14 protein-coding genes are annotated in these 15,234 nt (G+C 34.5%); 5 read left to right on the forward strand and 9 right to left on the reverse strand.

Features of this window, described 5'->3' with window-relative positions:
- Nucleotides 1-30 precede the first annotated feature (30 nt).
- From hemF to ribD, 3 genes are all read right to left on the reverse strand, one after another.
- On the reverse strand, nt 31-948 hold the full coding sequence (gene hemF, locus VFM92_RS10470) for an oxygen-dependent coproporphyrinogen oxidase (protein WP_325122169.1): 918 nt from the start codon (nt 946-948) through the stop codon (nt 31-33).
- 248 nt (nt 949-1,196) lie between these two features.
- Entirely contained in the window at nt 1,197-1,679 is a 483-nt protein-coding gene (locus VFM92_RS10475; RefSeq protein ID WP_325122170.1) for a GAF domain-containing protein, read from the reverse strand.
- A gap of 25 nt (nt 1,680-1,704) precedes the next feature.
- Nucleotides 1,705-2,796, reverse strand: a complete 1,092-nt coding sequence (gene ribD, locus VFM92_RS10480) for a bifunctional diaminohydroxyphosphoribosylaminopyrimidine deaminase/5-amino-6-(5-phosphoribosylamino)uracil reductase RibD (protein ID WP_325122171.1) — start codon at nt 2,794-2,796, stop codon at nt 1,705-1,707.
- Nucleotides 2,797-2,820: 24 nt separating this feature from the next.
- Between ribD and prmC the strand changes: the two genes are divergently transcribed.
- The 3 genes from prmC to VFM92_RS10495 all read left to right on the forward strand — a co-directional run bounded on the left by prmC (nt 2,821) and on the right by VFM92_RS10495 (nt 5,153).
- A complete protein-coding gene (gene prmC, locus VFM92_RS10485) occupies nt 2,821-3,666 on the forward strand; it encodes a peptide chain release factor N(5)-glutamine methyltransferase (RefSeq protein WP_325122172.1) in 846 nt (281 codons plus the stop codon).
- Between the two features lie 244 nt (nt 3,667-3,910).
- Complete coding sequence (locus tag VFM92_RS10490) at nt 3,911-4,288, forward strand: GxxExxY protein (RefSeq protein WP_325122173.1); 378 nt, start codon at nt 3,911-3,913, stop codon at nt 4,286-4,288.
- A 112-nt stretch (nt 4,289-4,400) separates the two neighbouring features.
- Nucleotides 4,401-5,153, forward strand: coding sequence for an SDR family NAD(P)-dependent oxidoreductase (locus VFM92_RS10495; protein WP_325122174.1), 753 nt, complete (start codon nt 4,401-4,403; stop codon nt 5,151-5,153).
- Nucleotides 5,154-5,201: 48 nt separating this feature from the next.
- On the opposite strand, the gene VFM92_RS10500 is transcribed toward VFM92_RS10495, so the two are convergent.
- Both VFM92_RS10500 and VFM92_RS10505 read right to left on the reverse strand, forming a co-directional pair.
- Complete coding sequence (locus VFM92_RS10500) at nt 5,202-5,414, reverse strand: putative signal transducing protein (RefSeq protein ID WP_325122175.1); 213 nt, start codon at nt 5,412-5,414, stop codon at nt 5,202-5,204.
- 83 nt (nt 5,415-5,497) lie between these two features.
- On the reverse strand, nt 5,498-6,640 hold the full coding sequence (locus VFM92_RS10505; RefSeq protein WP_325122176.1) for a DEAD/DEAH box helicase: 1,143 nt from the start codon (nt 6,638-6,640) through the stop codon (nt 5,498-5,500).
- Nucleotides 6,641-6,849: 209 nt separating this feature from the next.
- Here VFM92_RS10505 and VFM92_RS10510 point away from each other — a divergent pair, with 209 nt between their 5' ends.
- On the forward strand, nt 6,850-8,097 hold the full coding sequence (locus VFM92_RS10510; protein ID WP_325122177.1) for a DEAD/DEAH box helicase: 1,248 nt from the start codon (nt 6,850-6,852) through the stop codon (nt 8,095-8,097).
- A 122-nt stretch (nt 8,098-8,219) separates the two neighbouring features.
- Here the strand turns inward: VFM92_RS10510 and VFM92_RS10515 are convergent, their stop codons facing one another.
- From VFM92_RS10515 to VFM92_RS10530, 4 genes are all read right to left on the reverse strand, one after another.
- Nucleotides 8,220-9,554 (reverse strand): M24 family metallopeptidase, encoded by a 1,335-nt coding sequence (locus tag VFM92_RS10515; protein ID WP_325122178.1) that lies wholly within the window; start codon nt 9,552-9,554, stop codon nt 8,220-8,222.
- Between the two features lie 154 nt (nt 9,555-9,708).
- A complete protein-coding gene (locus VFM92_RS10520; protein ID WP_325122179.1) occupies nt 9,709-10,398 on the reverse strand; it encodes a hypothetical protein in 690 nt (229 codons plus the stop codon).
- A gap of 203 nt (nt 10,399-10,601) precedes the next feature.
- Complete coding sequence (locus VFM92_RS10525; RefSeq protein ID WP_325122180.1) at nt 10,602-11,324, reverse strand: lysophospholipid acyltransferase family protein; 723 nt, start codon at nt 11,322-11,324, stop codon at nt 10,602-10,604.
- Nucleotides 11,325-11,916: 592 nt separating this feature from the next.
- Nucleotides 11,917-14,757 (reverse strand): CHAT domain-containing tetratricopeptide repeat protein, encoded by a 2,841-nt coding sequence (locus VFM92_RS10530; RefSeq protein WP_325122181.1) that lies wholly within the window; start codon nt 14,755-14,757, stop codon nt 11,917-11,919.
- A 127-nt stretch (nt 14,758-14,884) separates the two neighbouring features.
- Here VFM92_RS10530 and VFM92_RS10535 point away from each other — a divergent pair, with 127 nt between their 5' ends.
- Nucleotides 14,885-15,232, forward strand: a complete 348-nt coding sequence (locus VFM92_RS10535; protein WP_325122182.1) for a DUF202 domain-containing protein — start codon at nt 14,885-14,887, stop codon at nt 15,230-15,232.
- The last annotated feature ends 2 nt before the right edge of the window (nt 15,233-15,234 follow it).

Genomic DNA, 15,234 nt, shown 5'->3' on the forward strand with positions numbered 1-15,234 from the left:
GAGTTTACTCACAAATGACCTAAAAAGAACTCACAGAATATTCACCCAGTCTATTTCTTTATTTAATAAAGAAGATGTATCCATTTCAAAATCCAATTTCGGCTCATAATCATATGCCCAATTAGCTTGAGGCGGCATACTCATTAAAATGGATTCTGTTCTACCATTTGTTTGCAAGCCGAATTTTGTTCCTCTGTCCCACACCAAATTGAATTCCACATATCTTCCTCTTCTCAAATACTGCCACTTTTTATGTTCCTCAGAAAAGCTTTTGTCTTTATTGATTTCCATAAGTTGACTGTAGACAGGTGCAAATAGATTACCTATGTCTTGCACAAAAGCAAAAATATCTTCTTTGCTGTGCTTTTCATCATCAGAAAGCCGATCAAAGAAAATACCTCCCACCCCGCGTGTTTCCTGTCGATGGGGTAAATAGAAATAATCATCCGCCCATTTTTTGAATTTGGGATAGTAGTCAGCATCATGTTTATCACAGACTTTTTTAATTTCTTGATGGAAATACTGTGCTTGTGATTTATCAATAATATGTGGAGTTAAATCTATACCGCCTCCAAACCAATACGTTCCATTGCTTAATTCGAAGTAGCGCACATTCATGTGAATGATAGGTACCAACGGGCTGAATGGGTGCATCACTATGGAAACACCAGTTGCGAAAAAACTTAAGTCATCCGTCTGACTATCGTTAATTTCTAAGGTTTTCAACAATCCTTTTGGTGCTGGACCTTCAACAGCAGAATAATTTACGCCCGCCTTTTCAAGAATATTTCCATTTTGCAATAATCGAGATTTTCCCCCGCCACCTTTTGCATGCCTCCAATCATCAATTTGAAATTTACCTTTCCCATCAGTTGCGGTGATTTTATCACAAATGTCAGACTGTAATTCCTGAAAAAAGTGACCTATGGATGCTTTATCAGTATTCATTAAATAATTCTTAAATGGATTCTAAAATTAAATTGCAAAAAACGTGTGTCATTAGCTTCTTGATTTCAACTCACTACAAGTGACCCTCTTGTAATTGCCTCAATGGTATTAAGTTAAGCTTTGATGTCAAGTGTTTCCCTAGAATTCGAAAAAAAATAACCAAGGTTATTTTTTTTCGCTTTAGCGAAAATGGCGTTAAAGAAATTTCCTTAACTTAATTGCATTGATAATTGCCTAATAGGCTCTATTTATAAAAATTTAGAAACTGTTTTCATCAATTCTTCCAGATATTGCTGGTCAGTTTTATCAAATGTATTGAGCTCATCGCTATCAATATCCAAAACCAATGCCACTTCATTATTTTTAAAACCTGGCACTACTATTTCAGATTTAGAAGCAGAACTACACGCAATATGTCCTGGAAAAGCTTCAACATCAGGCACTATGATAGTTTCAGCATTTGCCCAAACAGAACCACAAACACCTTTTCCTTTTTGAATACGTGTACAAGCAATCGGTCCCTGGAATGGCCCTAACACCAGTTCACCATTTTTCACCATGTAAAAACCTATCCATAAAAAGCCAAAAGCTTCTTTTAAAGCAGCTGAAATATTGGCCAGATTTGCCACCACATCCTCTTCTCCATCTACTAAAGCATTTATTTGTGGAATTAACGCTTTGTATTTTTCTTCTTTCGATGCGTTTACATCTATTAATAATGATTCTGACATTTTTTGAGATATTTAGATACTAGATTTAAGATTTTATATTATTCGATGAATTATAATAAATTGATAAAACATCAGTTTGGTTTTTATCTTGAATATTTTCTTGGGAAACGAGTTGATGATTTTTTAGTTCCGCAACTTTTATTCCTTTTTCAAATATGATGGGCGCTGTGAAAATTCTAGCTTCGTCCCATAATCCTGCATTAATAAAAGATTGAATAGTTTGCGCTCCCCCTTCCACCAAAACAGACTGAATTTTTTTTTGATGCAGATATTTTATCATATCTGTTAAAAAATCTTCCTCCTCCAACTCAATCATTTCCAATCCCTGCCTTTTGATTTGTTCCGCTTTAGAATGAAACACAATAGTTTTTTGCTGACCATCAAAAACGTTTAAATCTTTATCTAAAGCTAATTGATGATCAATTACGAACCGAATAGGATTTTTACCCGGCCAATCACGAGCTGTAAGAGTTGGATTATCATATTTAGCAGTATTTTTACCTATTAAAATAGCATCAATTTCTGTCCGCCATTTATGTACTAATTGCCTAGATAAAGTATTGCTTATCCATTTGGAGTTAAAATTATCTCTTGCAATAAAACCATCAGCCGTTTGCGCCCATTTTAAAATAATATACGGACGATTTTTTTGCATAAAAGTAAAGAATGGTTTATTCTGAGCTAAACATTCTTGCTCCAATACTCCAGATTCCACTTTTATTCCAGCATTTTTCAAAATTTCAATCCCCTTTCCTGCCACCAAAGGATTAGAGTCGACTGCTCCAATTACCACCTTTTTTATCTCTTTTTGAACTAGTAATTCCGCACAGGGAGGTGTTTTACCATAATGTGCACAAGGTTCTAAGGTGACATAAGCAATTGAAGATTTCAGCAAACCTTGATTTTTCACGGAGCGAATCGCCAAAACTTCAGCGTGTGGTTCCCCAGCTTTCTGATGCCAACCTTCGCCAATTATTTTTCCCTCATGAACAATTACACAACCCACCATAGGGTTAGGAGTAACAGAAGGTTTACCGTAACCAGCCAATTGCAGGGCACGTTGCATAAATAATTGGTCAACTTTGCGCATCACTGACAAAACTAAATAAAAAATCATGAACTTTAAGGAAAGCATTCTCAAATGAACACTAAACTACTCTTAGAAAATACTAAAAAAACTATCCAAGAATTTGAAGCTGAAGGTGAAGCAGAAGCTATTTCCTTCTTGATTATAGAATACCTATTTAAGCTTTCGAGAATGGATGTATTGATGGAAAAAGAAATTGAAGTTTCTTCAACGGATCATGAAAAAATAGAATCTATTTTATCTCAACTGAAGACTGGTAAACCTATTCAACATATTTTAGGAAAAGTAGAGTTTTATGGAAGACAGTTTTTAGTAAATCCAAACGTTTTGATCCCCAGAAGAGAAACAGAGGAATTAGTCCACTTAGTATTGGAAAACCATCCGGATTTAAGCGAACAGTTAATTATAGATATTGGAACAGGTAGTGGAATAATTCCTATAACCATTGCAAAGGAAAGAAAACATTGTGAGGTATATGCTGTGGATATTAGCACTTCAGCATTGGCAACAGCCAAAAGAAATGCGATGCTTAATCATGCTAATGTTAGTTTTATTCAAGCAAATATTTTGGAAGACGATTTGGACCTGCCTAAGTCCAATATCTGGATTAGCAACCCGCCCTACATCATGAACAAAGAGAAAATAGAGATGGAAGCAAAAGTATATGAGCATGAGCCCTATACAGCTTTATTTGTACCCGACCATGATGCTTTAAAATTTTATGAAAGAATCACACAACTTGCTTTTAAGCATTTAGTACAAGGTGGAGCATTATACTTTGAAATTAATGAGCAATTCGGGAAAGAAGTTAAAAAGCTAATGCAAGATAACGGTTTCAAAGATGTGAAAGTTATGGGGGACATGCAGGGAAAAGATCGGTTTGTCTTTGGGAAAAGGTAACGCTCACAGAAGACACGGAAGACCACAGAAAAGTAATTATATCTATTTACTAATTAATGGCTTTGTCTACCTTTTGTTGCTTCAAATACCTTCCTTGTAAAAAATAAGAATTAAACCTCAATTTCTGTGTTTTTCTGAGTATTCTGTGAGCACTCACATTCAGCAAAAGCATAATATTTTCAGGATTAAAGATATTTTTTTAGTTTAGAAATTCTATTGAATTTTCAACCATTAAATCAAGCCCATGAGTTTAAACGACTTAACCTACCAAATTAGAGGAGCAATATTCACTGTCTTTAAAGAATTAGGAACAGGATTATTAGAAAGTGTATATGAGGCTGCACTGATGTATGAACTACATAAAATAGGGCATACTGCAAGAAGCCAAGTTGGTTTACCAGTGGTTTACAAAGGGATTAAATTAGAATTAGGCTACAAAATAGATGTTTTAGTAGAGAATCACATCATCGTAGAAATCAAATCAGTAGAATTTCTTCATAATGTTCATAAAAAACAGCTGCTCTCCTACCTAAAACTGTCCAATAAAAAATTAGGCTTATTGGTTAACTTCAATGTTTCAAAATTAGTTGATAATGAAAGCTTAGTACGGATCATTAATTAAATCAATTCTGATTATAGCAATCAATATCTATTTACTATTTTTAATCAATGAAATTTCTTTCTGTGACCTTCTGTGTCTTCTATGAGAGAATTTTGGTATGAAAATAAGAAATATGAAAAAAACAGCATTTATAACAGGCGCAACATCAGGAATCGGACGAGCTACTGCTTTACTTTTAGGTCAGAATGGCTTTAGAATTATTGCTACTGGCAGGAGACAAGAACGATTGGATGAATTAAAAAGTGAATTAAGCAAACATACAGAAATTCAAACCCTCAATTTTGATGTTCGTGACCAAAAAGCAGTTTTAAATGCAATTGAAAGCTTGCCTAAAGAATGGGCAACTATTGATGTATTGATTAATAATGCCGGAAATGCTCATGGTTTGGCTTCCATAGAAAATGGTAATATGGAAGACTGGGAAGCCATGATTGACATTAATGTAAAAGGGTTATTGTACGTTTCTCAACCTATTATACAAAAAATGATCGCGCAAAAATCCGGACATATCATTAATATCGGTTCAGTAGCTGGAAAAGAAGCTTATCCGAATGGAAATGTTTATTGTGCTTCCAAACATGCTGTAGATGCTTTGAACAGCTCTATGCGAATGGATTTGAATAAACACGGTATTAAAGTTTCACAAGTGGCGCCAGGCTTGGTGGAAACTGAATTTTCTTTAGTGAGATTTAAGGGAGATGAAAATCGTTCAAAATCCGTTTATGAAGGATACGATGCTTTAAAACCAGAAGATATAGCTGATTTAATTTTATTTATGGCAACGAGACCTGCACACGTAAACTTAGCAGATGTGTTGATTTTCCCAACTGCACAGGCGGCTTCTACTATGGTAAACAAATCTTAATAACCTGATTTCGATTAATAGAGCTACGTCATGCCGGAAAATTAAGACTCAATTTTCCTTCATTAAATCCTGAATTAACCGCTTTGCCTCCTCCAAATCCGAGGCTTTAACGTACAAATCAACAGAATGGGGAGAGGCGCCAAAACCTGCCATTACAGCTGAATGAAATTCATTTTTCACTATAGACGGTATTCCAAATTTAGCTAATTCAGCACTTAGCCTGTTTATAATAAGTTCTGTATCGCTATATACTCTTGTCATATCATTTTGGCCATTCTTCATAAGATTAAAGATAACGAATTTGAAGAAATATCTATCAATCTACTTTTTCTTTACTGGATTTCTTAATAGCCGTGTAAATCAAATCCGGAAATATCTTGCAATTCTATTTTTTGCTTTATTTTCTTTTGAATGACCTCAAAATGATGATGCTCTTCTGAAGAAATCAAGGATATGGCCTCTCCTGAATGTTCTGCTCTGCCTGTTCTTCCTACTCTGTGAACAAAATCTTTAGGCGACCGAGGTAATTCATAATTAATCACAAAAGGCAAATATGCAATATCAATACCTCTCGAAAGTAAATCGGTGGTAACCAATACATTAATTTTTCCTTCTTTAAAATCCTGCAATGATTCTTTACGGGCTTGCTGACTTTTCTTACTGTGGACCGCTAAAGCATCTACCCCATTCTTTCTTAATTTATCTGCTACTTTATCAGCAGTAGTTATGGATGAAGTAAAAACCATCACTTGCTTTAAGTCCTTTGACTTAATTAGATAGCGAAGAAAAGGGCCTTTTTGACTGGCTTCCACCGCAAAAGCTGATTGCTTAATTAATTCAGTTTTTTCTTCCTCTTGGGCTATTTGAATGATAGCAGGTTTATTAAGGTATAATTGATTTAATTTTTGTACTTCAAGACTTAAAGTTGCTGAAAATAATAATTTCTGGACAGTACCGGAAATGAGTTTTAAAATATCATCCAGCTCTTTTTTGAAATTAGAATTTAATAATTTATCTGCCTCATCAATCACTAGAAGCTGTAAACCACCTAATTTTAAAGCATTGGAAGAAACCAGGTCCAATAATCTTCCTGGTGTGGAAATTAAGATTTTCACTTCTCCCATCCCCTGCATCTGAGGGTTAATAGAGGTGCCGCCAAAGGCAGCTAATACTTTGCTTTGATTTCTATTGGGATCTACAAAAAGCTTAAATACTTCCAATATCTGTTGTGCTAATTCACGCGTAGGCACTAATATTAAAACTTGCGGATGCCGATTTTTACTGTCAGGAAAAAAGTTTAATTTGGTAAGAATAGGCAAAATATAAGCTAATGTTTTACCGGAACCTGTTTTGGCAATTCCTAAAACATCTTTCCCATTTAGTGCCAATGGTATTACTTCCTTCTGAATAGGAAATGGGGTTTTAATATTTTGTTTTTCTAATGCAGTGTGAAGAGCAAGTGGTAAATTAAATCCTGAAAAAGACATAAAGAAGAGCAATTATAATTATAATGGAGCATCAAAGGTATTCAATTTTGCTCTACTTATGCTTTAGCCAAGGAATATAATAGTGAGATTTCTTCAAATTGATAAATAAAAGCATTTCAGCTTATTTTCCGTAGCTTTGCTAAATGGTTCAAAAAATCAAATCTCAGGCTGAAATTTTAGCTAAATTGGGTATTAATGGCTTAAATCCCATGCAAAAAGAAGCACTTCAAGTGCTGAAAACTTCAGAAGATACCATTCTACTTTCACCAACCGGCAGTGGGAAAACATTAGCTTTTTTACTGCCGATCATTGAATCGCTCGATCCAGAATCTAAAGAAATTCAAGTATTGATTATCGTTCCTTCGCGCGAATTAGCCTTGCAAATTGAGCAAGTGGTGAGAGAAATGGGAAGTGGTTATAAGGCAAACGCAATATACGGAGGAAGAGCAGGATCGAAAGATAAAATTGATTTACAACATCCACCTGCCATTTTAATTGGAACACCCGGCCGAATTGCAGACCATATTGAACGAGAAAGTTTTGCGGTAAAAAGTATTAAGACGCTGGTTTTAGATGAATTTGATAAATCCTTAGAAATAGGGTTTGAAGCTGAAATGAAAGCCATTATCTGGGAACTTCCTCAAATCCGAAGAAAAATTTTAACCTCAGCAACCGAACCTAAGAAAATTCCTGCATTTGTTGGGTTGAGAGATCCGTTTTTTATCAACTATCTTCATGAAGGCAACAAAAAGCTTTCCATCAAAGTGGTGAAAAGTGCCAAAAAGGATAAGCTGGAAACGCTAGTTGAATTGATAAATCAAATCGGAAACCAACCAAGTATCGTATTCTGTAATTTTAAAGACAGCATCGATAGAGTAAGTGAATTTTTAAATTCAATGAATATTCCGCATGGAAGTTTTTATGGAGGACTGGAGCAGAATGACAGAGAACGAGCTTTAATCAAATTCCGAAATGGAACTTATCATTTACTTTTAGCCACAGATTTGGCTGCAAGAGGAATAGATGTGCCAGAAATCAAATTTATCATCCATTATCACCTTCCCATAAAAGCAGAAGAATTCACGCACAGAAATGGCCGAACAGCAAGAATGCATCAAAGCGGGACGGCCTATGTCCTGCAATCGCCCGATGAGCAATTGCCTGATTTTATTCCATCAGATTATATCTCCCTTCAAGAAATTGAAAAAGGCGAAGATGGAAGTCAAAAATTTGAAACACTCTTCATTTCAGGCGGAAGGAAAGATAAAATTTCAAAAGGCGATATAGCTGGGCTTTTTATGAAAGAAGGAAAATTAACGAAAGAAGAATTGGGTATAATTGAACTCAAGCAAGATTGTGCTTTTGTGGCTGTGAAGTCTGATAAAGCTAATAATCTGGTCAGCAAATTAAATAATACCCATTTAAAGAAAAGGAAAATTAGAATAAAAGTGCTTTGAGTTAAAAGTAACAAAGCACAAGTCAACCAGTATCTTCATTCCCGAAATTTATAACTCGTGATGAAGGAAACGAGAAATAAATTTCAGGAATCTCCTAAGTAGATTATGAGAAAAAGTTTGACTTACCTAGGAATAGCATAGATAGCTTCCTGCCTTCCATCAATATAGTAAATATTCTCTCCATCAAAAAAGGCTTCTTCTTCCAGCATGATGCGGATTTCTTTATTCCATTCTTTAATGAAAACCGATGCATTTAACTCTATAGAATAGGCTGTATTAGGATATAAAGGATAGTCGCCACTTCCCGGAACTCCACCCTGTGAATCCCACATTCCGATAGTTGGACCTGCAGCGTGACCATGATAGCCAATCGGGTGCGTGTAAATTGAAGGCTTCAATCCTTCTGCTTTAGCTTCTTCCAATGCTGCTAACAACATTTCATTCCCTGTTCTGCCAATTTTAAATTGATTGGTCAAATGGTCTTGCACTTTCTTCCCTTCTTCAAATGCTTTTACCAGATAATTAGGGATTCGAGTTTCTCCTGGCTTCAATACATAAGCGTGCTGTTGTGTATCCGTATTCAATCTTAAATAAGTAATACCAAAATCTACATGCAATAAATCACCGGGCTGAATAATTTGCAAATCAGGCCTTTTGCTGAAGCTTCGTAAATGATCAAAACTTTCAGGATCTGCTCTTTGTACATCCACTGTTGGATGAAACCAGGTTTTTAATCCAAGTTTATTGATTTCCTGACGATACCACCAAACCAAATCATCAGTAGTACTCACTCCAGGGGTAATGGCTTCTAATGAAAATCCTTTGGCTATAATTTTATGCGCAATATTGCATAGCTGCTCGTATAGTATTCTTTCTCTTTCTGTGCGTGTTTCTAGCCAACCTACTGCTAATTTTTCAGCAGAAACCACTTTTTTCTGTTGTGATTTTGAAAGTGCATTCATCAATAAATCATGCTCTGATTTTACCAACCCATCGGCATGAGAAAAATCATTGGACATATTAACCCCGATTTTTTCTGGGTTTTTCTCTTCTATAATTTCTGCCAATCTTTTCCATTGGTCAGATTGCATTTCAGGATTCCAGGCTCTTTTGAAAATCTCCCCTACATCGTATCTGGCTACAGCCTGCGTTTGGAGTTCAGCACCTTTTTCTGGCTGATAAATGACTAACATGGTTGTTCTTCGTGCAGCCATCCAGGTAGAAGGCAACATGGTTTTAATCACAGGATCTTCATTATATTCGCTTGAAATGATGAGCCACATATCTATGCCAGTACGTTCCATTATTTCAGGCAGGACCGTTTCAAAACGTTCCTTCAAAATTTCATCTTCAACTTTAGCTTGTTCCTCCAGACTTAGAATTTCTGGATATTGAGCTAAAGTGTTTTGAATGATAAAAAAAGATATTATTATAGTGTAAATTAATTTGCTTTTCATTTTGTAATCGAGTTAGTCAGTAGATTTGGTAAGAAGTTTATTACAATATAAAATAAATAGACCTGTCAGGTTTACAGTTACCAATATAGTAGAAAATATATTAGGCCTTATTTACGAATAAAATATTATCTGACAGGTCATAATGTATGTTATATTAATTAATTTCAGTTAAAAGAGTATAGTTAATCAGTTTACCTTTTTTATCGTATTGTTCACTTCTAACAAGACCAACGTTTTTGGCAATCCACTCTACATTTTTAGTTTCTCTTGTAACCATTGCATCAAATCTCACAACTGAATTAATTCTCCAAGCTTCGAAGTTTCCGGCTGGTACTTCAATATTCTCCTTAGCCATAACTTTTCTATCCTGAATTTTAACTCCCATATTCATTTGCATAGGTCCTTTCATGGTCATTTTCACACCTCCATCTTCTAAATATTGACCTGCTTCCAGATTTTCGGGTATTGTAATAGCATCAAATTCCATTTCTATATCCATGCTTTCAAAGCTCTCCATCATTTCCTCGGGAATATATTTAGACATATCCATTTCAACCACGCCATCTTTACAAGAGAACTCTACTTCTTTTTCCATTTCCACTTTATCTTTCTTATCATAAGAAATCAGCATCACGTTAGCAGTAATGCCACCATTCTCTTCTTTGAGCGATAAAACCTCATAGCTTTGCTTTCCTTGGTATTTATCTTTGGCATTGTAGTTTGCCATCGTCCATTTCCTTCCTTCTTCTAATAAGAAATAAGGATTGCAATCTGATTGAGCCAACGACTCAAACGAAATTGATAAAATAAAAATTAGTGCCAGTCCTTTGAATAAATTTTTCATGATTTGATAGTTTATTTTTTACTAAATTACAATTTTATCTTGATAGTGGCAATAAAGAATTAGTAATGGAAGACCTTAATTTATAAGGGTTTAGGACCGACAACATTCCTACATCTGATAGAAACTAAGTTTTTGACTAATTTTAAAGAAACATCATTATTAATCTTTTATCCTCAAAATTTCTGATGATAATGGTCAGCCCATCATCCTAACAACTCAGCCTGCATCTTCTCCACCACTTCTGCTTTAAGTTGAGGTAATTGTTTTTGAGTTAAGCCTACTGTGGAGATGGGCGCTAGTAATTTTACATGGATTTTTCCGGGTTTCATTAAGAAACTGTTTGGATTCATCAATTTGCCTGCACCTTTAATCACTACAGGCAATATTGGGGCTTGTGCATCTATGGCTATTCGGAAAGCACCATCATAAAAGCCTTGAAGCGGTTTGTCGGTTCTGTTCATTGTTCCTTCAGGAAATACCAAAATCGAATTTTCATTTTTCAACACTTCGTTCAGTCGGTCTTTACTCGCTTGTCTACTTTTTGGATTTGACCTATCCACCACCTCAGTTATCGTTTTAATAATTATTCCGAAGATTGGAATTTTCGTAAGTTCCTTTTTAGCCAAAGCTTTAAAAGGAGCGTCTATTGCCTGGGGAATGGCAGGTGTATCCAGAAATGAAGTATGATTTGAGATAATCACATAATTCTGACCTTTTGTGAAATTCTGTTTTCCCTCTACTTTATAAATGATTCGATTAAAAAAGCTGAAAAGGAATGACCACAAGCGAATAGCTTTAAAGCTTAATGGGGCTCCTTTTTTAGAAATAAGTGACGGAATAATAAAAACAGGAAAAAGGATAATCATGAAAACATGAAAAACCAACAAAGCCCAAACGGTATAGATAAATTGGAAAAATTTCAGCATTTATTCTGATATAGTGTTTTAATTTGTAAAGACAAAGATGCTGAAATTTCCTGTTTTAGGTTTAATTTAATTTAGAATTATAAAGTGAAAGATTTGATTTCTTTAAGACATTCACATTTCATCTAGAGCGGTAAAACCCCATTAATCCCCTAAATACAATTCAATTATGCATATTCAATTAATAAGATTATCGCTAAAGCGAAAATTCTATTGTTTTCTTCAGTATCTATTGTGGTTAAAAATCAGTATTTACTTGTTCTGTTATCGGTAGCACATTCTCACCACAAAAGTGGAAAGAGAACACAAAAGAAAATAACCAAAGTTATTTTTAAGAATTATGGTAAAAGTTGAGGCTCAAAAGCTTAACTTAATCCTATTGATAATACCCTGCAGTGGACAGGTCTCACAAATTTAATCTTGTAGAAATGAATAAGATTGTAACTCTTTTCTAAACACTAAAGTAAAAAAATAGATAAAGTGCTATTATCAAATCTTTAACCATCTTGATCCAGAAGATTCCTGATAATTTCTTCCGCTACGCTTCAGAAATTTCAGGAATGACGGACTAATCGAACAATTCTAGTTCTTAAAATCATCTACTAAACATTATGAAAGCACCCCAATAATAAGGATGTTGATATTCGTTAAGCATTGCCAATTGAGCCGAACGGAAAGCATCTGGAATAGCTTTTCCTTGAACATTGTCTTTATAAAATCCTGACATTAATTTTTGGGTGGCCATATCATCTACTTTCCACAAACTCATCACCAATGATTCTGCACCTGCTACTATAAATGCTCTTTGCAGTCCATAAACACCCTCTCCTGCTTTTACATCTCCTTTTCCTGTTTCACAGGCAGAAAGCACTACCATTTCTGTATTATTCAAATTGAGGTTTATGGCTTCATAAGCAGAGAAAAAACCATTATTACTTTGATTAAATGACTGTGAGGTACTTGAACTTTCTTCAGCTCCAGCACCCTTTAGCAAAAGACCTGAGCGTAATAACGGGTTTTGATTAATATACTGCAGTTGCACACCGAACAGATTATTATTCGTCTGTTTATCTTCCAAGAAGTAACCATGGCTTGCCAAATGTAAATATTTAGGAGATTTCACTTGTTTTAAATTCGATTCAGTTGCTTCATTATCCAAGTATTTTTTAATATTCATGCTAGGAGATAGATATTTTGAAATATTCTCTATTTCCTTTCGTGTACCGGGCAATTGTGCAATACTATTATTGTTGAAATTAGGATCTCCCATCAAAAATGCAGTTTGCTGGCCATCAGATTTAGCAGATTTCTCCAATAAAATATCATTTGGATGACCAACATATCGAATATCATAATCTTGAATCAAATATTTTCCATTTGGTTGCTGAAGAGTATTCATATTCACTTGGTTATAAATACCATCTGGAGAAATATAAATTCTAGTCGCACTACCCAATTCTTCATCTACAATTCCCCAATATTGAGCGTAGGAATAATCATCTTTCATTTTTTGATTGATGACGTTATTATAGTAAGCGTAATATCTGTTTTCCAGCAGTTTACCTTCTTTGTTGATAACAATTTTAGGTTTATCAGCTCCTTTTTTCAAAATCACATAAGCATATGCATTTTCAGTGGTCAATTGCTTATCAAAAATTGGATATTGCACAATTTCCATCATCACTTGACCTGTTTTTAATTTGTTCAAAATGGTTTTGTAATCCGTATTTCGTCCTTCATAAGCAGTTGAAAATGCTTCTGATTTTACAGATAGTTGCTTTTCTGTTTGATTTGTGGCACTCTCTAAAGAATCTACATTTAGTGATTGCTCCTTAATTTCTTCATCGCTGAGTGCATAAGCATTAGCTAGTTGTTGTTTTTGATCAAGCCATTGTTCGTAAAGGGCAGTCAATTCCGCATCGTTTTGACTGAAGATTGTATTTCTTAATGCAGTGGAAGCACTTAGTAAAATACCTTTGGTGGCTAATCTATAGCGCATAAAGTCTTCTAGCAATTCAGGATTCTCTTCATGATTTTCTAAAGCAAAATTGTAGAAGCGGAAAAAACGAGGTTTAAGTTGCTCCCAATATTTAGTTTTTTCTGCTTCGCTTAAAGCAGGAAAATAGTCTTTTATAAATTCTTGACTGGTTTCCATCACTCGGCTAAAATAGCTTATGGCTGATGCTGTCTGACCATTTGCCCAAAACCATAAAGCCAAATCTTCCTGACTTTTAACCACTTTAGGATGCGTATTAGATAATTTTCTTTCTCGCGTATAAAGTGCCGATTGAAGCAAAGGCTCTGCTTCTTCATGTTTTCCCAAGAAGCGATAAAGATTTCCTAAGTCTGATTGTGTTCCAGCCGTAGTCAGATGCTCAGCTCCAAATTCATTTTCATATATTTCCAACGCTAATTTTAAAGCCTCCTCTGCCTTTTGATATTCTCCTTTTGTTACGTATAAAGCAGCGATATTCGATTTCATATGTGCGTAGTCAGGATCATTTTTTGCATTAAGCTTTAATCGGCTTTCCTGTAAATCTAGCACTTCCTGAAAGGTATTTTCTGCAGTTTCTAAGTCGCCATTCTCTTGTTCTAATATGGCTTTATTAGTCAAAAATTGAAGATAAGTCGCGTTTTTTTCGGTTAAACTCTCTTTAGCAATTATGGAACATTCCTGCATCAAGCCTAAAGCTTCGTCTGCCCTGCCCATATATTGATTTAAAATCGCGTCATTATTTAAATAAATGGCATAAGGAAGTTTTTCATTATCCTTTTCTGAGTTCAAATTTTCACCTAATTCTCGCATCAATTTTTCTGCCTTTAGAAAATTACCTAAGTTCAACTGCAACACAGCATAATTATTCAATTCCGCAAGATAACCAATGCTAGTTTTTCCTTGAAGATTCTCCCATCCCTCCAATGCTTTTTGAGTGTATTCCTCCGCTTTATTGAACCTCCCCATGTCGCTGTAAAGCAATCCTAATAAACCAATTGTTTTAAGATAATTGGGTTCACTGCTTGCTGATATTTGTTCATATTCGTATTTTGCCAATTTCAAATTCGTCTCAGCCAAAAACTGATTTCCTATTTTATAATTGAAGCGACCAAAATTATAAATATCCCGTACCTCCTCTAGCGCAGTTTGTGGCTCGTCTTCACTTAAAAGAAAATCAGCAGCTTTAATAAGCCCTTCTCCTTTTTGTTGATTTTCAAAAGACTCTGTTTTATCTAAAAATGCTATCGCGTAATTAAAGGAAAGTGTATCATAGCTATCTCGCTTTTCTTCTGTTTTTTCTTGTAATTTTTCCTTTACTAACTTTTCAGCTTTCTTTTTCAAAACGTCTCCAATTCCAAATTGCGCAAAAGATTTATGTGAAAAACATAATAAAAAGAGAAACAGAATGGTTTTAAACGATATTCTAAGCAAAAAAGTCATAACTAAAAATTGATTAATGTTTTATAATTCTAATAAAATTGAACAATTTTCATAAAAATAAGTAAAATAATTAGTGATAAATCATTAATTCACTTCAAGATTTTTTACAAATGAAGGACTTTTTACTATGATGAAAAAAATAAGGATGCCTAAAATAGTGCCCGATTACCAAAACAGGGAGAAAATAATCTTAAGAGACTTCTTAGCTTTAGAGAGAACTACCTTAGCCAATGAAAGAACACTTTTTGCATACATTCGCACAAGCTTATATTTAATTTTAGGCGGAATTGCATTTTTAAAAATGCAAAGCTTAGAAACTATTGAATGGCTAGCCTATTTATCCTTCGCAATAAGTTTTCTGATGATCGTTTATGGATTGGTTCGCTATTTTAAGCTCAAACGAAAACTACAAAAATTATATAATGAGGACGAAATGCGAGCTTTTGAAGAAAAGGAAAAGCAAGAAATAGAGTGATT

The organism is Marivirga sp. (genome assembly GCF_035704835.1).
Classification (GTDB): Bacteria; Bacteroidota; Bacteroidia; order Cytophagales; family Cyclobacteriaceae; genus Marivirga.